This window comes from Galbibacter sp. PAP.153 (assembly GCF_037029175.1).
GTDB classification, from domain to species: Bacteria; Bacteroidota; Bacteroidia; order Flavobacteriales; family Flavobacteriaceae; genus Galbibacter; species Galbibacter pacificus.
Map to the genome: position 1 here is coordinate 131,013 of NZ_JAZEUN010000005.1, position 21,347 is coordinate 152,359.

Genomic DNA, 21,347 nt, shown 5'->3' on the forward strand with positions numbered 1-21,347 from the left:
ACAATGAAAAAAGCTAAAATTATTTTTTGGACGGCTACAATTATCATAGCTCTTTGGGAAGCCGTTATGCCAATGAGTACTTGGATTTTTGCACCAGAGTATATGACAATCGGAACAAAGGCTTTAGGCTATCCAGATTATTTTGCATACGCTTTAGCGATAGCAAAAGTCCTTGGAGTTCTTGCGATTGTTTACCCAAAAACACCTGAAAAGCTTAAAGAATGGGCATATTCAGGGCTTGCATTCACACTTATTTTTGCGTTCATAAGCCACGCTTGTGTGGATAGAAACATCGGTTATATGATTATGCCTTTGGCTTTCTTGGGCATACTTGCACTTTCTTACCATTACAAAAACAAAATCCAATCATTAAACTAAAAATCAAAAAAATGGCAAAACAAATCTTTATCAATTTAGCTGTAAAAGACGTCAAAAAATCAATGGACTTTTATACAGCGTTGGGGTTTACAAACAATCCTCAATTTTCAGACGACAACACAAAATGTATGGTATGGAGCGATACAATTTTTGTAATGCTAATGGCACACGAAAAGTTTTCAACCTTTGCCACCAAGCCAATTGCAGACACAAAAGCAAATATTGCCGGACTTTATTCTTTGTCTTCCGATAGCGTGGATGAAATGAATGAAATCTTGGAAAACGGATTAAGGGCAGGCGGAAATGAACCTAACGAATTAAGGGATTACGGTTTTATGCAACAACGAACAATCGAAGATTTAGACGGACACACTTGGGAAATGTTCTATATGGATATGTCAAAAATGCCAACGGAATAAAAACTGCCCACAACAAAGACGTGTTTATGAAATAGCGGTTTAGGTGCGAATCTAAGCCGTTTTTCATTTACTTGCACTACAGATAATGAACCAGTTCAACTTCTTTACCCGCTCAGCACATTCCCCTGCATTCCGTTTCCCTAGATTCCGGGAAAAGAGCTTCACTACAACTATCTTGGACACAATCCCCAATTTCAGCTTTCCATTTCGCTCACCCTTCCCGCTTAGGCTGGGAAGGAACACTACATTCCCGAACTAAAATTGATGATTAAGTCCGCCTTACCAAATCGGAAGGTCAGCACCTCGATTTTCTTAACAGAATTTACGGCAAGAACTTCTTGAGCCCTTGCTCGAAAATTCTTAAAAACCAAGGCACTGTCCCACACATTTTAAGGGGTTTATAATGGATGAAGCCTTGAATGTTTTTCGGGGCATCGAAAAACAGGCAGTGCATAACCAATTCTACATTAAACCTGATCGCTCGCCTCGCTTAACTTCCCGTACGCTCAACTCACGACCAGCTTTAAAAGAATTGCTAATGCCCTTATGGAACTTGTCAAGACCGTGGCAAGTTTCAGCGAAAAATAAGGTATCTACTTCCTTGAAAATGCGAGCATTTTACTACGTCGCAGACACACCTGATTTATTCCCTGAAAGTCTTGACAAAACCCACGTCACCCATTGTGCTACGCACGAAAGAAATCAAACAAACACCCCTTAAAATTTCATTTCAATTGAATTAAACAGGGAATTATTAATCTTTAAATTTTTAGTTATGAGTACTTTAAGAAATCACGTACAACTTATTGGAAACGTTGGTCAAGAGCCAACCATTACAAATCTTGAAAGCGGAAGTAAAGTAGCCCGTTTTTCGCTTGCCACAAATGAATATTACAAGAACAAGAAAGGCGAGAAAGAACAAAGCACCGAATGGCATACCGTGGTTGCTTGGGGCAAGACTGCTGAAATTGTTGAACAGTATGTAGTCAAAGGAAAAGAGGTAGGCGTAAGCGGGAAACTGAAATCCCGAAGCTATGAGGACAAGGACGGTATCAAACGATACGTAACCGAAATCGAAGCCAACGAAATCCTATTGTTGGGTACAAATAACGGTAACGGTTCTAACGAATAGACCTAAAAGAAAGAGGGCGCACCTGTGGAAAGTTTCGCCCTCTTTTCATTATTAATTTCTAAATCGAAATCAAAATGAGAGCACAAATTAATGAAATAAAAGAGCGGTTGCAATATTTTACGGGAACTGAAATGTTCTACCAAATTCCACTATTGCGAACCCAATTTACCGATGGACTGAAATACCTAGCCGAAGTTGCCGAATGTTTTTGGCTCATAACGGATGCTTCGGTAATAGCCAAAAGTCTTATGAACCGAAGCGAGTTTATCACGATTGACTTTAAAAGGATGTCCGCAGAAAAACAGGACTACACCGGTTACGAAGCTGAAATCATATACAGTGATGGAAATGACAATGTTTTGGAAACGCACCGATACCACGCCACCGATTTTCCATTGGATGAACTGCGGATGTTTTTCGTGAACTATACGCTGATGCTACCAAGCGAATACTAAAATCGGGAAGCTATGATTTATCTAAATTTTACCGATTTGAGTGAGGAAGCACAAGAGCGATTGCTTACCAATTCCAAGGAAGATGTCAAGAAAAAATATGGCAAGGATTTGATGGACTATGCCACCAAGCACCATACCAATTTAGAAAAAATGCTTGACGAGGAAGCGTTACGGAATTTATATTCCTATACCTATGTATTTAATATTTGAACTATTATTTTTTATGAAACGCACCTCTGAAATTTCAGGGGTGTTTTTGTTTCCGAAAACTATTTAGACCAACAAAATTTCGTATCTTTATTTCGCTGAAATTCAGCATACAATTTAAAGTAAGGTTATCCACTTTTTGACTTTCGCCGATACTCTTACACATCGAATAAATCACATATCGGAAATTTTATTATCCCTAAAAATGGCATTCAGCTTTTGAGCTAGATTGTACGGATTTTTGTCCCGCGAGCGGGACGAAAAGGAATAGCAAGAGGGTAACACGCTACGCGATGTTACAGATTCCTTTTCGTTTTCAAATCATTGATAATCAATTGTTTAAAAAAATTTTAATCTTTTGATTTTCAGCTATTTGCGACAAATGCCCTCAAAACGGCCATTTTTCGGGAAGGATTTGCGACAAATCGGCGAAATATGGACACATTTATCGGCATTAGATTCAAAAAGGAAACAGCAAAACGTTTTCAGGAATTCTCACGCACACACTTCAAAACACACACCGAGGCAATGGAAACCATCCTCGATTTTTTCTTCTACAACGAGATTTCACCAAAGGAAAATTTAGGCCCGACCGGGCGCACCATCGAGGCAAAATTATTGAAGCGTATCAATGCGGTCATTGCCATAATGCGTGATGTCGAAAAGACCCAGACGAAACCTACGGTTGCAATGTTGCAATTCCTTTTTGAGATGGAAGAGCCTAAAAAGAAACCCTTGATTTTGGAAAAGAAATATGCCGAAGAAAAGAAGGAAGTACGCTTTCGCGAAAGCGAACTTGAGAGCTTCACGAGAGAATCGAGAGCAAAGCGGTAAAAGCGAAATAATACGAATCAACTTTAAATTTCAAACTATGTACATCACTATCACGGCACAGAAATTAGGAACGAATTACAGTCAGAGCTCGGCGGATTTTGTGGACTATTTGGAAAAAGAAAATGAGGGTTTGACGAAGGAAGATATGGAACACTTTTTCAACCAATATGGTGATGAAATTTCAGCCAAGGAAGTGGTAAAAGAAATTGACGGAAACACCGCAAAGCTAAAAAAGAAAGAACCTAAGTTTTATTCTATAACGGTCAGTCCGTCAAAATACGAATTGCGTAAACTCGAAAACAGCAGCAAAAATTTAAAACGATACACCCGCGAGCTGATGAAAGATTATGCCGCCAGTTTCAATAGAGAAATCAATGGTCGAAAAGTGAGTGTAGATGATATTAAATACTTCGCCAAAATTGAACACCAACGCACTTTTAAAGGCAGGGATTTTCAGGTTCGAGAAAACCAACCTTTTGCTACCAAGATACTTGAACTAAAACAGGAAGTCCGGAAAATCCAGTTGGGCGAGTCAAAAGGAAATATCGATAGGTTAAAGCTTAAAATTGCCAAACTGGAACGTGAAGCGCCACACCAGCAAAACGGGAAGCGTATTGTCCAGGGAATGAAAAAGGCAGGCGACCAAAGCCACATCCATATCATAGTCAGCAGGAAGGACGCATCCAATTCCTTCAGTCTTTCCCCAGGAAGTAAACACAAAGCGTCTGAAGTTGAGATGCACGGCAAAAAAGTAAAACGTGGTTTTGATAGGGATGCTTTTTTCGCGAAAGCGGAAGAGACATTCGATAAAACATTTGGTTACCAACGCAATTATGCTGAAACCTACAAAGCGAAGAAAAATTTTGTCAAGAATCCCAAACTCTACTTTGCAGCTTTGATGAAATTGCCAGCCAATGAAAAAGCCTTAGCCTTTAAGATGATGGGTAAATCAGGCTTGTCATTGATTCCAAACATCCCAACAAGTAAAGCGCAACTGGCACTTCGAGTTTTTAAGCGGTTACGTAAAGGTGCAGAAATTGCAGTCAAATCAAGCTCTATCGGGATATGAGTTGGTCGTTGACAGAAATAGTGATCTACATTATAGTGCCTGTGCTGTCATTGGCCATAATTTTCTATGCTTTTTACGATAGCCAACCAACGAATAAAATGGATAGAAGATATCAGGTGAAATTTTCGACCAAATCAGGAACATTCAAAATCGACAATATAAAGCGTGGTGCATCCATCATTGGTTCTGCCGGCAGTGGAAAGACGGAAAGCGTTGTCTATGGATTTTTGAAACACTTTCGTGAAAACAATTTCTGCGGTATCATTCACGACTACAAAGACTTTGAGCTGACCGAAATGGCGTATCCGCTTTTTAAAGAAAGCGAAATACCTATTAAGATTATTTCATTTGATAGGATTATCCATCGGGTAAATCCAATTGCACCTAAGTATCTGGAAAATGAGGAAAGCGTCAACGAAGTATCAAGGGTGCTCATTGAAAATCTTTTGGAACAACGAGAATCGGGAACCACCGGAACAACCAAATTCTTTAACGATGCTGCCGAAGGTTTGATTGGCGGATTGATTTGGAAGCTGAAATCCGATTATCCACAATTCTGCACGTTGCCCCATTTGATTGCCATTTATCAAATGCTCGATACCGATAGCTTGGTCCAGTTTCTGGAAACCAATACCACATCAAGAGCAATGGCAGATGCTTTCATTAGCGGAAAGGATTCCGAACGTCAAACAGCTGGTGTAAAAAGTACCTTGGCCAATGCGTTAAAACGCATCAGCACCAAAAGTATTTTTATGGCATTGTCTGCGGATGAAGTGCCTTTGAACATAAATGATGAAGAAAATCCAGCCGTGATTTCGGTGGTGAACAATCCCAAATTTGAAACCTCTTATTCGCCAGTAATCGCTACCATCATCCACACCATCACCAAACAGATGAGTGTGCGTAATTCCAAACCTTCATTTCTATTAATGGAAGAAGCACCGACCATTCGCTTACTCAATATGCACCGCATTCCAGCGACACTGCGAAGCTATGATATCGCCACCATTTATGTAATGCAGGACAAAATCCAAAACGATATGATGTATGGCGATAAGGCCAGCAAAGCTATTTTGAGTAACCTATCCTATCAATTCTTTGGCAAGGTCAATGATCCAGACACGGCAAAGTATTACGAACGTTTTTTTGAAATTATCAAAAACCCAACAAAAAGCGTAAGTAAAGCCGCCAACATCTTTAAAACCGACACTCGAATTACCAAAGGCGAAAGAGAGGTTTCCAAAAGAAGAGCAGATATTTTCTTTAGACTCAAGCAGGGTGAATTCGTCACTTTTGCGGATGGAAAGGACAAAAAAGTATGGTTTAGATTATCTAAAATTCAAAGACAACTTCCGCAAGAAACCAAGCTATATAGGGATTCAGATTTAAGAGCGAATTTTGAGCGGGTTTATGAGGAAGTGAGGTCGATTTTCAATAGCAATTGATGTCAATTTGAAAAGTAATTGCTAGACATAATCATAAATCCAACATTTTTTCCAATTTGAAAGTTTAAAACTAGCTCAAAGTTGAACCCCAAAAACTTGCTAAAGGAATCGATTCTTTGTAGATTTACACTTTTGTGATTTATGTTAAATTTAACACTTCAAAATGATTTAATTATCGGTAGAAACACTCATTGAATGATTTGAATTTTAGTCAGAATTTTAGATTTAGAGGTTTGAAATTCGCCTAAACTTTTTAATCAATCGAGTAAAAGATTTTAAGGGTTTGAAGATGTAAATTAGCTAGAAACTAAAAATTTCTGGCTTTTTTTGGATTTACTGGTGGTCAAATCACAACGATATGAGCAATAAATAACAAGCATTAAAATTTGGGTTTGCAAAATATAAAATATACTTTTTCTGGACACGATTCTTTTCAGTGTCGACAGCTGTGGTTGAAAAAGGGGTACGATTATGTAGTTGAAAGTAAAAGCTTTAATGATGAAGATGCAGTTGTCCAGCTTGGAGTTGGTAAAAATATGGTTTCTTCAATTCGTTTTTGGCTTAAGGCATTCAACGTTGTTGACAATAATGATTTACCGACTGAATTTGGAAAAAGGCTATTTGATGATAATATTGGCTATGACCCATTTTTGGAAGATGAAGCAAGTTTATGGCTTTTGCACTATAACTTGGTAAAAACCCAATTTGCCTCTATTTATAGCATTGTCTTCAATGAATTTAGAAAAGAGAAGCTCTTTTTTAATAAAGAGACGTACGTCAATTATTTGAAGAGGATAGCTGAAGGTGATAAAGATTTCAATTTCAATGAAAATACTGTTGCTAAAGATTTTAATGTCTTTACGAACTTGTACAAAAATGATTCTAAAGGGAATAATATAGAGGACAGTTTTACGGGAATACTATCAGAAATCGAATTGTTGAGCACAACAGGAAAAGGAAAAGATGAGCAATTTTATATAGAGAATAGCGAAAGGGATAACCTCTCGGAATACGTTATTTTATATACAATTCTTGAAAATACGGATTATGGAAATTCAATCAGTTTAAATTCCCTAGAGTTTAATATCAATAGCCCAGGGTCAATTTTTGCATTGAATCGTTTGGGTTTGATGAACAAAATTTCTGAAATAGTCAGTGAATTTGACGGGATAACTTTTACAGACCAAGCGGGAATAAAAGAGTTGCAGTTCAAAAAAAAGGTTGAAGCATTCAAGGTATTAGATAAATATTATGGCAAATAATTTCACAACATCGGTTAATATTATTAGAGACACTGACAGGGACTTTAATTATATCCCCACGCCTAATGCAAAACAAGTTGTCAGTCAAATAGTCAATGATTTTAAAAAGGGAATTCGTTCTTTTAATGTTGTTGGAACCTATGGTACCGGTAAGTCTTCTTTCCTTTTGGCCTTTGAAAAAAGTGTTAAAGGAGAAAAACGTTATTTCGACCCAAATTTTATAAGCAATCCTAATTTTGACTTTGTTAAAATAATAGGTTCTTACACGTCAATTATAGAACAATTTAAAGATACATTCGATGTTGTATCTAAAAAAAATCAACAGGAAATTATACTTTCTGAGATATTTAATAGATACCATTCCTTGGGCAACCAGAACAAGGTCTTATTTATTTTGGTTGATGAGTTTGGAAAGTTTTTGGAATATGCTACGAGAAATAACCCTGAAAGGGAACTGTATTTTGTTCAGCAACTTGCAGAATTTTGCAATAACCCAAATCATAACATTGTACTGATTACAACAGTTCACCAAAGTCTAGAATCCTATGCCTATTCTTTAAGTAAAACACAGCAACAAGAATGGACTAAAATCAAGGGTCGTTTTCGTGAAATAACTTTTAATGAGCCTGTTGAGCAGCTTTTGTTTTTAGCATCAGAACATCTTGTTGAAAAATTTGATGCAAGTACGTCTGTTCAAGCTATTGAAAAATGCTTGACATTGACAACTGAAACGAAAGCCTTCAACTTTAATACAGATTTCTTGAAAGATATTGCTTCAAAGCTATATCCATTAGATATTCTTTCGGCAAATATCCTTACCCTTTCTCTTCAAAAATATGGTCAAAATGAAAGATCATTGTTTTCCTTTCTCGAATCTTCAGATCATACCGGTCTGTCAAAATTTGATAAGCGTGAAAATCCTTTTTATAATTTGTCCAATGTTTACGACTATTTAAACTTTAATTTTTATTCGTTTTTAATATCGAGGTATAATCCCGATTTTTCTGCTTGGGGTTCAATTCGTTCAGCAATTGAGGAAGTCGAAAGAGCATTTGATCTTGATATCAGCAACTACATCAAAACCGTTAAAGTAATCGGCCTATTAAACATCTTTTCCGCTAGTGGTTCGGTCTTAGATTTGAATTTTTTAATTGATTACTTAAAGGTTGCTTGTGGTATCACTAACTCAAAAATCGTAATTGAAAATCTAGAGACGAAAAACATTATTCGTTACCGCGAGCATTCCAAAAGATTCATTTTGTTCGAGGGAACGGATTTAGATATACACAATGCTTTAATTGAAGCGGGAAATAAAATTTCGGAAGTAGTTGATATAACTACGCTTTTGAATAAACATTTCCTCTTTAGTCCTGTATTTGCAAAACAGTATTCTTTCATAACAGGTACCCCAAGATATTTTGAGTTTGTTATTTCGGATTATCCGATTCAAGAAATACCCTTAGGCGAAGTTGATGGTTTCATAAATCTTGTCTTTAATAGTAAACTGAAAGAAAGTGACATAAAAAATAAATCCAAACTTCAAGAAGAGGCTATAATTTATTGTTTTTTCAAGAATTCTGCGGAGATAAAAAATTTGCTATTCGAGATAGAAAAAATTCAGAAAGTCATAGAGGAGAACAAAGATGACAAGGTTGCCAAGAGGGAGCTTGAAAATATCGTAGAATCACAAATAAGGCTACTTAATCATTACATAACAGATAGTATATATTCAGTAGGCAAAGAAGTAAAATGGTATTTCAATGGAGAAGAAAAAACTATCGGTGATAAGAAAGACTTTAATAAACTACTCTCTCAAGTTTGCGGTTTGGTATATGACGCAACGCCTTTATTTAAGAATGAATTGGTTAATAAGCACAAAATTTCTTCTTCAATTCACACGGCAAAAAGAAATTATTTCAGAGCCTTGACAAATTGCTGGGATCAAGAGAATTTAGGCTTCGATGATTCTAAATTCCCGCCTGAGAAAACTATATATTTGTCATTATTAAAAGAAAATGGCATTTCACCGTTAAGAGAAAACTCAACAGGTGTAGTTGCCATCGATGAAAACTCTTCGTTCAATAAATTATGGAGAGCTTCAGAAGATTTTATTGAAAGTGCCAAATCTGAACAACTTAGGATTTCAGAATTGGCCGATATTTTAGGTAAAAGACCTTTTAAGCTAAAGCAAGGATTTATTGATTTTTGGATTCCTACTTTTCTATTTTTAAAACGTGACGATTTTGCAATTTTTAACGATGATAGCTATATACCGGACCTTTCTGAAGAAAATCTTGAGTTAATTGCTAAATATCCGGACAAGTATTCCATCAAAGCCTTTGATATAGAGGGTGTTAAATTAGATATTTTCAACAGCTACCGTACTTTTCTGGATATTGGAACTCAGGAAAAGTTTGATAACGAATCTTTTATTGAAACTATTAAACCATTTATAGTTTTTTACAAACAACTACCAGAATATAGTAAAAATACCAAGAGATTGTCTTCTTCAGCAAAGAAGATACGTAAAGCTATTGCCAACAGTAGAGATCCTGAAAAAACTTTCTTTGAAGCGTTCCCTGGCGCCCTTGGAATTACTTTAAACACTCTGCAAAAGGATAAGTCCAAACTTCAAAATTACACAGTAAATCTTCAAAATGCGGTTAGGGAATTAAGGACAGCATACGATGGTCTTCTTAACAGATTCGAAGAGTTTATAGTTAATGAGTTTGTTGGCAGTAAAACTGATTTTGAGGAATATAGAGAATCTCTTCAAAACCGATTTTCAGGTTTAAAAAAGCATATGCTTTTAAAGAATCAAAAAGCATTCATTCAACGTCTTGACTCACCATTGGATGACAAGAAAGCCTGGTTAAATTCGATTGGGCAGGCCATAATGGGTAAAACTCTTGAAAGGTTTTCTGATGAAGATGAGATTTTACTATATGAGAAGTTCAAATCAATGATTTTAGATTTAGATAGCTTAACGCAAATTTCTAAAACTGACATAGACGAGAGTAAAGAAGAAGTAATTGGAGTTAAAATTGATTCTTTCTTTAGCAAGATTGACCCAAAGGTAGTCAGAATGCCCAAAAGTAAGAATAAAGAGATAGAGCAATTGAAGGACGAGTTGAAGAATAAACTTGGCAAAGACAATACTTCGAACATAGCAGCTGTGTTGAATCTATTGAAAGAATTATTACAATGAGTAAAACGCGACACGTATTAGGCATATCGGGAGGCAAGGATAGTGCCGCCTTGGCAATTTATGTTAAGACTAAATATCCATCTATTGACTTGGAATTTTATTCCTGTGATACTGGAAAAGAATTAGAAGAAACATACCAATTGATTAGAAATTTGGAAGTCTATCTTGGTGTGAAAATTAATCTTTTACAGGGAGCGGAGAAAAGCTCAGAAGATCCATTCGATCATTTTCTAAAAATGTACGGCGGTTTTTTGCCTTCATCCAATGCGCGCTGGTGTACTAAAAAATTGAAATTAGCACCTTTTGAGGACTATGTTGGTGATGATCCTGTAGTTTCATACGTTGGTATCAGGGGTGATGAAGAAAGAGAAGGCTATATATCTACTAAAAAGAATATTCAGTCAATATTTCCTTTTCGAAAGAATATTTGGAGTAAAGACGTGGTAAAAAAGATGCTGTCCAATCAAAATATAGAGCAAGTAGTATCAATGTCCAAGAATATAGATTTTGGTCAAAATCAAGAAAAGGCTTTTCAGGCTCTATCACAAAATGTAAGTCCTCAATTTACCCTCGATCAGAAACTCAATGTATTACTAGACTCAAACATAAAGGCTTTTAATCACTTAGTTTTCGACTTTTTGAAAACAACAGATTATCCTTTGGCAAAAGAAGAAATGTTTCCGCTATTGGACAATGACGAAGTATTAGTTAAAGCTGATATTTTTAAAATTTTAGAGGAAAGTGGTGTGGGTGTTCCTGCCTATTACAATAAAATTGAATTTGACGTTAATGGAAAAAAAGGCGAATATGCTCGAAGCCGTTCAGGATGTTTTTTTTGCTTTTTCCAACAAAAAATAGAATGGGTTTGGTTATATGAACAACACCCTGAACTATATAAGAAAGCAATGGAGTATGAGAAAGATGGTTATACGTGGGGACAAAATGAAAGTTTGGAAGAATTGATACAACCCGAAAGAATAGAAAAAATCAAAGAGGAATATATCAAAAGGATGGAAAGAAAATCCAAAGTTAAATCCCCTTATCTAGTTGACATCTTAGATGATGATGAGAGTGAAGGATGTGCAGCTTGCTTCATTTAGATAATATGTCTTTAGCATTATGACAGGCAGCGCATTTTCATTAGGAGAAGAAGTAGAGTTAAGAAAAGTCGAGTACAAACTTCACGGAGAATTGTGGAAGAAATTTACCTGCACTGATTTTGACTTAAAGTTTGAGAATTGGATAAAAATAAAGTACCTGAATGAAAACGCAGATGATTTTGATGATGGTATTCAAGATGTTCCAAACGATAAAGGAGGGCTTTATATGTTTTATGTAAAATGTAAAATAATTTCTGGAATAACCGAGTATCCGTTGTATGTTGGCAGAGCTCAAATAACTGAAAATCAAAATCTTCGAAAACGTGTCAAAGAATATTTTCAGAAATTTAGTAAGAGTAATGAAAGACCAAAACTTACAAGGATGTTCAATTATTGGAAGAATGACTTGCATTTGGCCTACTTTCCATTAGACGATAACGAGGATGTAATCAGTATTGAAAATCAATTCATTAACTCATTGCTCTTGCCAATGAATACTGAAATTCCTGATACTGAAGTTAAACAGGCAATAAAAGCATTCCAATAATGAAAATACCAGCATTAAAATCGAAAATAGGAGATTGGGATTATTATGTAACTACCCTGACTTTTGAACAAGTGAGTAAGTATGTCTCAAAAATTGATGAACAGCTGCATAAATCAGATTCACTGAAAGATTTGATTCAGAGAAGTATTACGAACAATTTTATAAGTATTAAAAGTTATATTCTCAATCAACCTTCTGTTTTTTTCAATTCCCTTGTGCTAGCAGTTTACGACGACTATCCCGATTGGCAAGAGATTGAATTTAAGTATGATGATATGGAGACCTATAAAATGGGCTTGCTAGATTTTCCAAGTAATCATAAAATTTTTCCAGTCGATGGCCAACATCGAGTAGAAGGTATTAAGGCAGCCTTAAAAGAGAACCCTGAATTTAAGACTCATCAAATAGCTGCAATTTTTATTGGTCATAAAAATGATCCAGAAGGAAAACAACGGACCAGAAGGTTATTTACAACTTTGAATCGATATGCAAAACCAGTGAAATTGGATGATATTATTGCGCTAGACGAAGATGATTCGGTAGCAATAGTAACTAGATATATGTTAGAAGAGTATGATTTGTTTACCGACAAAAGAGTGGTTTATGCAAAACAGAAAGCCATACCTAGTAGCAACAAAGAAGCCATAACATCTATTATAACCTTGTATCAAGCTAATGTTGAGTTGTTTAATGTTTATTTCCAGAACAAATTCAATAAAAAACCAACTAAAAGTAAGGTTGCTGAATATCTAAAATTTAGACCCTCTGATGAAGAAATAGAAGAGTTTAAAGCTTTTTGTATTCAATATTGGGATGCGTTTAAAAATAATCTTTCATTTATATCAGATTACCTAAACTTAGAAGTTAATGCTGCTGCATCTTTTAGAAGCAGTGAAACAGGAGGAAATCTTCTTTTCCGTCCAATTGGTCTTATTCCATTTATCAAAGCGTGCTTAACAATCTATAAAAGGGAAGACAAGACCTTTGATGAGATTTTAGAAAGATTCAATAATATCAATTTTAATATAGATAGTAAGCCCTGGCATTATGTTGTCTGGAATCCTATTGCAAAGAAAATGTTGATGAATTCCACTTCATTGACTTATTTGTTATTGATATACTTATATGATAGAGAACTAATTCAAGGAAATGAGTTGCAAAGGTTGAAAGAAGGATATGCCTCTAAAATTTCCTATGAACAGGATTTAGATAATGTTTTACAAGAAATCGATTGAATCAAAAACAAAACATATCATACTTAGACTACAATTCGACCACCCCAGTTGACCCAAGGGTGGTTGATGCAATGCTACCTTATTTAAAAGATAATTTTGGCAACTCAAGCAGCACCCATCATTTCGGACAAATAATAAGCGAAAACGTTAAGCAAGCCAGAAACCAAATTGCTCGATTTATAAAGTCGGAACCTAATGAAGTTGTCTTCACTAGTGGAGCCACGGAAGCAATTAACCTCTCAATGAAGGGAATAGCGGAGAGTTACAAACACAAGGGAAGCCATATTATTACAGTATCGACCGAACATAAAGCAGTTTTAGACACGTGTGGGGATTTGGAAAGAAAAGGTTTTGAGGTGACATATTTGCCAGTTGAAGAAAATGGCTTGTTGAGTTTGGAGCTCTTGGAAAGATCAATCAGACCCGATACTATACTTGTTTCTGTTATGTATGTCAATAATGAGACAGGGGTCATTCAACCCATCAAAAAATTTGCTGAGATAACCCACCAAAAAGGAGCTCTGTTTATGACAGATGCTACTCAGGCAGTAGGGAAAATTGCAGTTGATGTTAAGGAATTAGATATAGACTTACTTTGTTTCAGTGGACATAAGATGTACGCGCCAAAAGGTGTCGGTGCTTTATTCATAAGAAAGAATGATAAACGAGTAAATATTACACCCCAAACACACGGTGGCGGCCACGAAACAGGTTTAAGAAGTGGGACACTCAATGTACCTGGAATTGTTGCATTAGCGAAAGCCTGTGAAATTTCTAGCCATGAAATGAATGAGGATAGAACAATCATTTCTGAATTGAGAGATAAACTCGAATATGAATTGTTAAGAATGCCCAATACAGCTTTAAATGGCGATTCAATTAAAAGAATTTATAATACAACTAATATATGCTTCAAAGAACAAGATGCTAATGTGCTAATTGGTAGAATGAGGAACATTGCGGTATCAAATGGTTCGGCTTGTTCATCAGCTATTTTCGAGCCTTCTCACGTTCTCAAATCGATGGGACTTAGCAATGATGATGCACTTGCTTCATTACGTTTTTCATTGGGAAAATATAACACAATTGAAGATGTAGAACTAGTTGTTGAGACCATAAGAAAACTAACTGAACCTCAATCAAAATATGCTTAAAGACTGCGAATGGTCAAAAGATCGAGATTATAAAACAGGTTCGGAAAATGAACCGCTTCAATTTTATTTAGACGGGTTGGCCAATAGCAATCAGTTTAGCTTATTGTTAGGCTATTTCAGTTCTTCTGCCATCAACCTGCTTTCCGTTGGTTTTGCCACCTTCATCAGTAAGGGTGGTAAGATGAAAATGGTTATAAACCATTTGCTTTCCTCAAAGGATAAAGAAGCGATAACAAAGGCAAATAATGAACCTCAAGGAAAGGTTTTTGATCTAATGGATGTTGTTTCCTTGGGAAAAGTTTTGGATGAATATGATACTCATTTTTTTGAGTGTTTAACTTTTCTTATTTCTGAAAAGCGAATTGAAATCAAAGTGATTAAACCAAAAAATGGAAAAGGAATAGCCCATTACAAATCTGGAGTTTTTAGTGACGGACAAGATTCGGTAGGTTATAAGGCATCCTGCAATTTCACCCTTTATGGATTATCAGAAAATCTAGAGGAACTAGAAGCTTTCCTGAGTTGGGAAAATGGACGATCAAACACCTTGATACGAAAACAACGGAAATTGATTGATGCTTATTTTTCTGAAAAGGATGAAGACGTAGAGTATATTCCTGTGGACGAGATAGAAGTTGTACTTAAAGATAAGTTTGGTAAAAAAGATATTAACGAATTACTTGTTCAAGAAGAACAACTCTTAAAAAAGAAAAAAAGTCTCATCTCAAATCCTAAACTAAAAAAAACGATTACAAAACTTTTCAATCAAATCGACATCATTCGCAGAACACCTAAATTTCCTTATAAAGAAGGTCCCAGAGAATACCAGATTAATGCGTATAATGAATGGGTTTCGAATAATCACAAAGGGGTTTTTGCAATGGCAACAGGGACAGGAAAAACAATCACTTCTCTTAACTGCCTTTTGAATGAATACAAAAGAACAAATGTCTATAGAGCCATTATAACAGTGCCCACTACTGCGTTAGTAGAGCAGTGGAAAAAGGAATGCACCAAGTTTAACTTCAAAAATATTATTACTGTAAGCTCTAAGGAAAATTGGGACAATAACCTTGCTTTCTTCAACACAGCATCAAAACTTATTGAAACATCCTTTGTTGTCATTGTTACATACGCTTCCTTGCCGAGAAAGAAATTTCAGAGCTATTTTACCCAACTTCCCAATGATACTATCTTAATAGCAGACGAGACCCATAACCTGGGTTCACAAGGCCTTCTGAGAATTTTACCAACTGTACATTTAGAGAAGAGAATAGGGCTCTCTGCCACACCGCATAGAAAGTTTGATGAACTTGGAAACAACGCCATTCAAGAATTTTTTAATGACGAACCGCCTTATATAGTTTCATATTCTATGGAAGAAGCCTTGCAAATAGGATGGTTGTGCAGTTATACTTATTACCCACACGTTGTTAAACTTACCACCCGGGAGTTGGAGGAGTATAGGAAATTATCCCTACAATTATTAAGAATGGGAATGTTTGACAAAGAAACAGGTGCCTTCAAAAGCAGTCCGGAAATCGAGAGGTTACTTCTTCAAAGAAAAAGAATCATTCACAAAGCAGCTAATAAATTAAATGCTTTCAAAAACATCCTAAACGACGAATATGATAAGCGCGGAAATCTAAAATATACATTGGTGTATGTCCCAGAGGGAGTGGAATCAAATTTTGAAAATGTAGATTTTAGTGTTGAAACAGATGAGGAAAATAGGTTGATAAATGAGTACACAAAAGCTGTTAGTCAGACAGACGACTCTATTATGGTAAAACAATTCACTTCTAATTCTATTAATCGTGATGATATTTTGAAGAGTTTTGAATCTGGTAGTACTCACGTATTAACATCAATGAAGTGTTTGGATGAAGGTGTAGATGTTCCACGTTCAGAGTTAGCGATATTTTGTGCTAGCACAGGAAATCCAAGACAGTTTATTCAACGCAGAGGAAGAGTTTTACGTTTACACGATGATAAAACCCACGCAACAATTCACGATTTAGTAGTAGTCCCAGAGGTTGGCTCTGAAGAAAATACTTTTGAGATGGAAAAAGGGTTGGTAAGGAAAGAACTCGAGAGAGTTGTTGACTTCGCCAATTTAGCTATGAATAAGTCTGATACCTACGAAACACTAAAGAATATTTTAGACTACTATAGTTTAAACCTGAACGATTTATAACATTACTCTTATGGCAAGAAAAGATACTATACTCAAAAATTTTTTAAACCACGACCTACTTGAATCGAAGTACGAACTTGATAAAACAGATTTACCAACTACGGTAAGGGAAGCTCTAGATTCAGACAAGCCGATTGTAAAGGCAATTGCTTTAATAGTTGAAAGACTAGATGGCACCGCGCAAGTTACGGACTCAGTTTTAAGGAATCAAGTAACACAATTTCTAAACGAGGCCTTATGATTATCAGAAAGATTCAAATAGACAATTACTTATGTTATTATGACACTAATTCCTTTGTGTTGTCGGAAGGGTTGAATATAATTCTAGGCGAAAACGGGGAAGGAAAAACAAAATTTTTTGAAGCAGTAGATTGGTTATTCAACGGCGAGAATGAAGATCTGGAATTACTTGTTTCTGCAAAGAAATTAAGTGAAACTGAAATTGGCGAAAACTTCAGGGTAAGGGTTTCAATGACTGTTGAGCAGTATGGCGATATCAAAATAATTACAAGATCCTTTGTTGCTAAAAAGGAGAAAAAAAATCAGTGTTCAACGTCAAGCTTTATGATTGAGGGTGTTGAAGAGAATAGTTTGGGTGAGCGAAGTCAAGTTGATGGTACAACTCTTCTCGATAGGGTATTTCCTTTTCAAATCCGAAAGTACTCTATGTTCAAAGGTGAAGCAGATTTGAACATTTTTGAAAGTGACAATGCCCTAGTTAACCTAATCAACTTATTTTCTGAAGCAAAGCACTACGATAAATATTCAGAAAAAGGTGCTTTTCTCAGGGAAAAAGCCGAAAAAGCAGTAGAGGATTCTGCTAAACTTGACAGGAAAAATGCAAACCTTTACAAGAAACTTGAAGGAGAAATTTCACTTCTTGAAAAAGAGAAAGCGAAATTCGAGGTTCATTTAAATTCTACGGATGATGAAATCAGGAAAATTGAAGGGAACTTACAATTAGCAGAAAGTCACGTTAAAAATGCAGATGCTTTAGAAACTTTGAACAAACGGATTAAAGAAATCGAAGAAAAAATTTCTTTTCTCAACGGTAGAATTGATGAAAACTATACCACATCCCTGTTTGATGAAAATTGGATTCTAGTCAATTTCGAACCGTACCATAAAGAATTTGCTGAAAAGGTGTCTGAACATAGCAAAAAACGCAGAGAACTTCAATCTGAGTTTGACAAAGAAAAGGGAATTAAACTAGGTGAGAAAAAAGCAAAAGCAGATTTGCTTAATAATGCGGTTCCACTTCCTACCGGAGTACCTTCAAAGGCCCATATGGAAGAGATGCTCAACGATCAAATATGCAAAGTATGTAACCGTGAAGCAAAAAAGGGTTCTGACGCCTATGAATTTATGATGGAAAGATTAAAAACTTATCTAGAAAGTCAAGTTGCTGATGAAACTGATGACGAAGAGTATGAGCAACTTTTTAAGCTAGATTATACAAATAGGCTGGAGAATTTGAGCATTAGTCACGAAGACAATTTGAAAAATCTACGATCTATTAGAACTAATATTAAAGAACTCTTTGAGTTTAACAATGACAGGAAAAAAGAGATTGAAGAACTTAATGAGCAGTTAGAAAATGAAAAATCAGAAAGAGAAAGAATTTTGGGTAATTCTAGCGTCGCTGAGGAAAAATTAATAGATGTACTTAAAAATTATAATGCTTGGCAAGATGATTTAAAAAACCGTAACAGGGAACAACTTAGATATACATCTGAATACGAAAAGCTCGAAGCTCAACTGAAAATAAAAAAGGAGGAAAAAGATAAAATTGATACTGACTCTGCAAATTCATTCTTGATTAAGACAAGAAATATATTACGAGATATTGAAACGATCTTTTTAGATACCAAAGAGAAAAAGTTTGATGAGTTCATTGAGAAGCTACAATCAAAGTCAAATCACTTTTTCAAGAAAATTAACATCGATGCGTTCACCGGAACAATTGTGTTCACAAGACGAAATAAGATTAGCCGAACAATAGTCGAAGTCGAGTTGCAAGAGGATGGAAGAGTTTTTTATAAACCAAATCAATCGCTGCTAACTTCAATGCATATCTCAATTCTTTTTGCTATTTCAGAATTGGCTACTGAAACAAAAGAAGAAAATTTTCCGATGATTTTTGATGCACCTACATCATCATTTGGGGAAAACAAAACTGCACAGTTCTTGAACTTAATTTTTGAAACCGAGAACCAAAAAATATTGCTCATTAAAGATTTTCTAAATAATGATAAAACGACCAAAGCACTTTCAATCAAAAATGAATTTGAGAATGTTAGAAGAGATAAAGCTTTTTGGGTAAAACTAGAGAGGCCTTTTGATCCAAATAATTTGAAGACAATTAACACACAAGTAATTACACTATAGGATGAATAATTTATTTGAAAAATGGAAAACTAAAATTCCAAAATACAGTGAGGTACATAAGGACTTGTTTGCTTCACTTTCTCAAAAGTTTGGAGCCGAAGGTGAAAAGAAGATTAATTTGGGGAAGCATTTCAGTACTAACTACGAACTATATACCTATGCCTTTTTTCTAGGTCTCTACAACGATGAATATAGTCCAATTCCTGATAATGAAAAGAAAACAGACTTTAGCCATCATATTCAGCATTGGGGGAGCAAAAGTTCCGCTATTCGTAAAGACTTTACCAACTTACAAGAGAATATGTTTATTGCATTAATCGCAAAAACAGATATAAACTTGATAGACTTAGAGAAGGGGGAACTTGATGAAGATCAAGCAATCAAATTAATTCTAAAAACAATGGAATCATACACAAATGGAGGTCTTATCCTTATCAAAGAAAAGTTAGAGGAAAATCCGAATTATTTTTTACAGCCGACCTCATTTTTAAATTTGATTTTAGAAGAAAATGTAGCATAATTTTATGTGCCTACAAAACTTTAAAGACACACTGTTACTAAAATGCCAGAAACAAACCGTATAGAATACAAACGAGAACTGTCCGATGGGCTTGAAAAAGAGGTCATTGCTTTTTTGAACTATCGCGAGGGCGGCATTCTCTATATCGGTATTGACAAAAATGAAAATGTTTACGGTTTGGCAGATGCGGATGGCGACCAACTTAAAATTAAGGATAGGCTGAAGAACAACATCCGGCCTTCAGCTTTGGGACTTTTTGACATCGTGAGCGAAGAACGAGAAGGTAAGGACATCCTCAAAATCATTGTGGCCAGCGGTCCTGAAAAACCTTATCATCTTAGAAAGTATGGGATGAGCGAAAAGGGGTGTTTTATCCGTATGGGTTCATCTGCAGAGCCGATGCCACAGAAAATGATAGACGAGCTCTTTGCCAAGCGTACCCGAAATTCCATCAGCAAAATTAAAGCCGGACGACAAGACCTGAACTTTGGCCAGTTGAAAATCTACTATGAGGAAGCTGGCTATAATCTGGGCAAAGCCTTTGCAAAGAACCTGGAACTGCTTACTGAGGATGGCGCATTCAATTATGCAGGTTATCTTTTGGCCGACAAGAACAATACCTCTATTAAAGTGGCCAAGTATTCAGGCAAGACCCGTACAGACCTTATTGAAAGCAACGAATATGGCCACGAATGTTTGGTAAAAGCCACCAAACAGGTCATTGATAAGATTGCCGTCGAGAACAGAACAACCACAAAAATTACAGCCAAAGAACGGCAACAGACCAACCTTTGGAACCCCATCGCCTTACGGGAAGCCATCATCAATGCTTTTGTGCATAACGACTATACTAATGAGATAACACCTAAGTTTGAGATTTTTGCCAACAGGATTGAAATTACATCGGCTGGTGGACTACCAGAAGGTTTGAGCAAGCAAGAGTTTTTTGAGGGTTTTTCTGCACCTCGCAATAAAGAACTGATGCGGATTTTCAAGGATTTGGAACTGGTAGAGCAATTGGGTTCGGGCATCCCTCGTATTTTGGAACATTATGGCAAAGAGAGTTTTAGCTTTTCTGATAACTTTCTTAGAATGACGTTTGTAGCTAAAGAAACTACTGTTGAAGATGGTGGTGCAAAAGGTGGTCGAATAGGTGGTGTAACAGGTGGTGTAACAGGTGGTGTAACAGATGCTGCAATTGATGCCACAACTACACTTACTAAAAGACAAAAAGAAGTAGTTAAACTTATAGCTGCTAATTCTTCTATAACTTACAATGAAATAGCAGACGCTTTAGGTATCAATGAATCTGCTGTTGGTAAACATATAACAGCTATTAAGAACAAAGGTGTTTTGGTACGTCAAGGTGGCACACAGGGCTATTGGGAAATCAATCTCGATAAAAATAAATAAATACGCTTTTCAAAAAGGCGATTTATCTTTTGAACCTCTGGCATCAGCCAACCACTTACCGTTTTGCTTAACCAGCTTAAAGAGACCTGGTGTTTTATCGTAAGCTGTGGTATATTTTACCCAAGCCACGTCGCCCATAATCGTGTCCTGCAAAACAGTAAAATTGGAATTATCTTTTGGCGTAGCGTTGAACATATTTATGGTATTCATATAGTTCGAATACGCCTGTGGTGTTGAGTTGGCTTTTAGGGTTTCTTCATCCTTTTCATAAAAGCTTTCGATAACAACTTGGGCTGTAGCACTTGGTCCTGAAACTTTGGTTGTGGAATCAGCACACGAAAGGAATAGCAGTACGAGCAATAAAACACCAATATTTTTCATAGT

At 35.9% G+C, this 21,347-nt stretch carries 20 protein-coding genes; 19 read left to right on the plus strand and 1 reads right to left on the minus strand.

Features of this window, described 5'->3' with window-relative positions:
• Positions 1–3 precede the first annotated feature (3 nt).
• From UXI14_RS04145 to UXI14_RS04235, 19 genes are all read left to right on the plus strand, one after another.
• Positions 4–378: a DoxX family protein gene (locus UXI14_RS04145; protein WP_335964989.1), complete on the plus strand. Its 375-nt coding sequence runs from the start codon at positions 4–6 to the stop codon at positions 376–378.
• An 11-nt stretch (positions 379–389) separates the two neighbouring features.
• Positions 390–797 (plus strand): VOC family protein, encoded by a 408-nt coding sequence (locus tag UXI14_RS04150; RefSeq protein WP_335964990.1) that lies wholly within the window; start codon positions 390–392, stop codon positions 795–797.
• A 775-nt stretch (positions 798–1,572) separates the two neighbouring features.
• A complete protein-coding gene (gene ssb, locus UXI14_RS04155; RefSeq protein WP_335964991.1) occupies positions 1,573–1,929 on the plus strand; it encodes a single-stranded DNA-binding protein in 357 nt (118 codons plus the stop codon).
• 74 nt (positions 1,930–2,003) lie between these two features.
• Positions 2,004–2,384 carry a DUF6876 family protein gene (locus UXI14_RS04160; protein WP_335964992.1) on the plus strand — a complete coding sequence of 127 codons (381 nt, stop codon included), beginning with the start codon at positions 2,004–2,006 and terminating at the stop codon, positions 2,382–2,384.
• 12 nt (positions 2,385–2,396) lie between these two features.
• The gene (locus UXI14_RS04165) at positions 2,397–2,594 is read left to right on the plus strand and encodes a hypothetical protein (protein WP_335964993.1); all 198 of its coding nucleotides are present in this window, start codon (positions 2,397–2,399) and stop codon (positions 2,592–2,594) included.
• 432 nt (positions 2,595–3,026) lie between these two features.
• Complete coding sequence (locus tag UXI14_RS04170; RefSeq protein WP_335964994.1) at positions 3,027–3,425, plus strand: BfmA/BtgA family mobilization protein; 399 nt, start codon at positions 3,027–3,029, stop codon at positions 3,423–3,425.
• Between the two features lie 37 nt (positions 3,426–3,462).
• The gene (gene mobB / locus UXI14_RS04175) at positions 3,463–4,494 is read left to right on the plus strand and encodes a MobB family relaxase (RefSeq protein ID WP_335964995.1); all 1,032 of its coding nucleotides are present in this window, start codon (positions 3,463–3,465) and stop codon (positions 4,492–4,494) included.
• Between the two features lie 98 nt (positions 4,495–4,592).
• Positions 4,593–5,939 (plus strand): type IV secretion system DNA-binding domain-containing protein, encoded by a 1,347-nt coding sequence (locus tag UXI14_RS04180; protein WP_335964996.1) that lies wholly within the window; start codon positions 4,593–4,595, stop codon positions 5,937–5,939.
• Positions 5,940–6,331: 392 nt separating this feature from the next.
• Positions 6,332–7,201 (plus strand): DUF4007 family protein, encoded by an 870-nt coding sequence (locus UXI14_RS04185; protein ID WP_242937766.1) that lies wholly within the window; start codon positions 6,332–6,334, stop codon positions 7,199–7,201.
• Positions 7,191–10,409: a hypothetical protein gene (locus UXI14_RS04190; RefSeq protein WP_335964997.1), complete on the plus strand. Its 3,219-nt coding sequence runs from the start codon at positions 7,191–7,193 to the stop codon at positions 10,407–10,409. Before UXI14_RS04185 ends, UXI14_RS04190 begins: the two co-directional genes overlap by 11 nt.
• Positions 10,406–11,509, plus strand: a complete 1,104-nt coding sequence (locus tag UXI14_RS04195; protein WP_335964998.1) for a phosphoadenosine phosphosulfate reductase family protein — start codon at positions 10,406–10,408, stop codon at positions 11,507–11,509. Before UXI14_RS04190 ends, UXI14_RS04195 begins: the two co-directional genes overlap by 4 nt.
• 19 nt (positions 11,510–11,528) lie before the next feature.
• Positions 11,529–12,056, plus strand: coding sequence for a hypothetical protein (locus UXI14_RS04200; RefSeq protein ID WP_335964999.1), 528 nt, complete (start codon positions 11,529–11,531; stop codon positions 12,054–12,056).
• A complete protein-coding gene (locus UXI14_RS04205; protein ID WP_335965000.1) occupies positions 12,056–13,291 on the plus strand; it encodes a DNA sulfur modification protein DndB in 1,236 nt (411 codons plus the stop codon). Before UXI14_RS04200 ends, UXI14_RS04205 begins: the two co-directional genes overlap by 1 nt.
• Complete coding sequence (locus UXI14_RS04210; protein ID WP_335965001.1) at positions 13,288–14,445, plus strand: cysteine desulfurase family protein; 1,158 nt, start codon at positions 13,288–13,290, stop codon at positions 14,443–14,445. Before UXI14_RS04205 ends, UXI14_RS04210 begins: the two co-directional genes overlap by 4 nt.
• The gene (locus UXI14_RS04215; protein ID WP_335965002.1) at positions 14,438–16,642 is read left to right on the plus strand and encodes a DEAD/DEAH box helicase family protein; all 2,205 of its coding nucleotides are present in this window, start codon (positions 14,438–14,440) and stop codon (positions 16,640–16,642) included. Before UXI14_RS04210 ends, UXI14_RS04215 begins: the two co-directional genes overlap by 8 nt.
• 10 nt (positions 16,643–16,652) lie before the next feature.
• Complete coding sequence (locus UXI14_RS04220) at positions 16,653–16,883, plus strand: hypothetical protein (RefSeq protein WP_335965003.1); 231 nt, start codon at positions 16,653–16,655, stop codon at positions 16,881–16,883.
• Complete coding sequence (locus UXI14_RS04225; RefSeq protein ID WP_335965005.1) at positions 16,880–19,030, plus strand: AAA family ATPase; 2,151 nt, start codon at positions 16,880–16,882, stop codon at positions 19,028–19,030. The genes UXI14_RS04220 and UXI14_RS04225 overlap by 4 nt, the downstream gene beginning before the upstream one ends.
• A gap of 1 nt (position 19,031) precedes the next feature.
• Complete coding sequence (locus UXI14_RS04230) at positions 19,032–19,550, plus strand: hypothetical protein (protein ID WP_335965006.1); 519 nt, start codon at positions 19,032–19,034, stop codon at positions 19,548–19,550.
• Positions 19,551–19,592: 42 nt separating this feature from the next.
• Entirely contained in the window at positions 19,593–20,963 is a 1,371-nt protein-coding gene (locus UXI14_RS04235) for an RNA-binding domain-containing protein (RefSeq protein ID WP_335965007.1), read from the plus strand.
• A gap of 9 nt (positions 20,964–20,972) precedes the next feature.
• On the opposite strand, the gene UXI14_RS04240 is transcribed toward UXI14_RS04235, so the two are convergent.
• Entirely contained in the window at positions 20,973–21,344 is a 372-nt protein-coding gene (locus UXI14_RS04240) for a hypothetical protein (protein ID WP_335965008.1), read from the minus strand.
• Between the last annotated feature and the right edge of the window lie 3 nt (positions 21,345–21,347).

Coding starts and splice junctions, on each gene's coding strand:
- UXI14_RS04145 (WP_335964989.1), top strand. CDS start 4: ATGAAAAAAGCTAAAATTATTTTTTGGACGGCTACAATTATCATAGCT.
- UXI14_RS04150 (WP_335964990.1), top strand. CDS start 390: ATGGCAAAACAAATCTTTATCAATTTAGCTGTAAAAGACGTCAAAAAA.
- ssb (WP_335964991.1), top strand. CDS start 1,573: ATGAGTACTTTAAGAAATCACGTACAACTTATTGGAAACGTTGGTCAA.
- UXI14_RS04160 (WP_335964992.1), top strand. CDS start 2,004: ATGAGAGCACAAATTAATGAAATAAAAGAGCGGTTGCAATATTTTACG.
- UXI14_RS04165 (WP_335964993.1), top strand. CDS start 2,397: ATGATTTATCTAAATTTTACCGATTTGAGTGAGGAAGCACAAGAGCGA.
- UXI14_RS04170 (WP_335964994.1), top strand. CDS start 3,027: ATGGACACATTTATCGGCATTAGATTCAAAAAGGAAACAGCAAAACGT.
- mobB (WP_335964995.1), top strand. CDS start 3,463: ATGTACATCACTATCACGGCACAGAAATTAGGAACGAATTACAGTCAG.
- UXI14_RS04180 (WP_335964996.1), top strand. CDS start 4,593: ATGGATAGAAGATATCAGGTGAAATTTTCGACCAAATCAGGAACATTC.
- UXI14_RS04190 (WP_335964997.1), top strand. CDS start 7,191: ATGGCAAATAATTTCACAACATCGGTTAATATTATTAGAGACACTGAC.
- UXI14_RS04195 (WP_335964998.1), top strand. CDS start 10,406: ATGAGTAAAACGCGACACGTATTAGGCATATCGGGAGGCAAGGATAGT.
- UXI14_RS04200 (WP_335964999.1), top strand. CDS start 11,529: ATGACAGGCAGCGCATTTTCATTAGGAGAAGAAGTAGAGTTAAGAAAA.
- UXI14_RS04205 (WP_335965000.1), top strand. CDS start 12,056: ATGAAAATACCAGCATTAAAATCGAAAATAGGAGATTGGGATTATTAT.
- UXI14_RS04215 (WP_335965002.1), top strand. CDS start 14,438: ATGCTTAAAGACTGCGAATGGTCAAAAGATCGAGATTATAAAACAGGT.
- UXI14_RS04220 (WP_335965003.1), top strand. CDS start 16,653: ATGGCAAGAAAAGATACTATACTCAAAAATTTTTTAAACCACGACCTA.
- UXI14_RS04225 (WP_335965005.1), top strand. CDS start 16,880: ATGATTATCAGAAAGATTCAAATAGACAATTACTTATGTTATTATGAC.
- UXI14_RS04230 (WP_335965006.1), top strand. CDS start 19,032: ATGAATAATTTATTTGAAAAATGGAAAACTAAAATTCCAAAATACAGT.
- UXI14_RS04235 (WP_335965007.1), top strand. CDS start 19,593: ATGCCAGAAACAAACCGTATAGAATACAAACGAGAACTGTCCGATGGG.
- UXI14_RS04240 (WP_335965008.1), bottom strand. CDS start 21,344: ATGAAAAATATTGGTGTTTTATTGCTCGTACTGCTATTCCTTTCGTGT.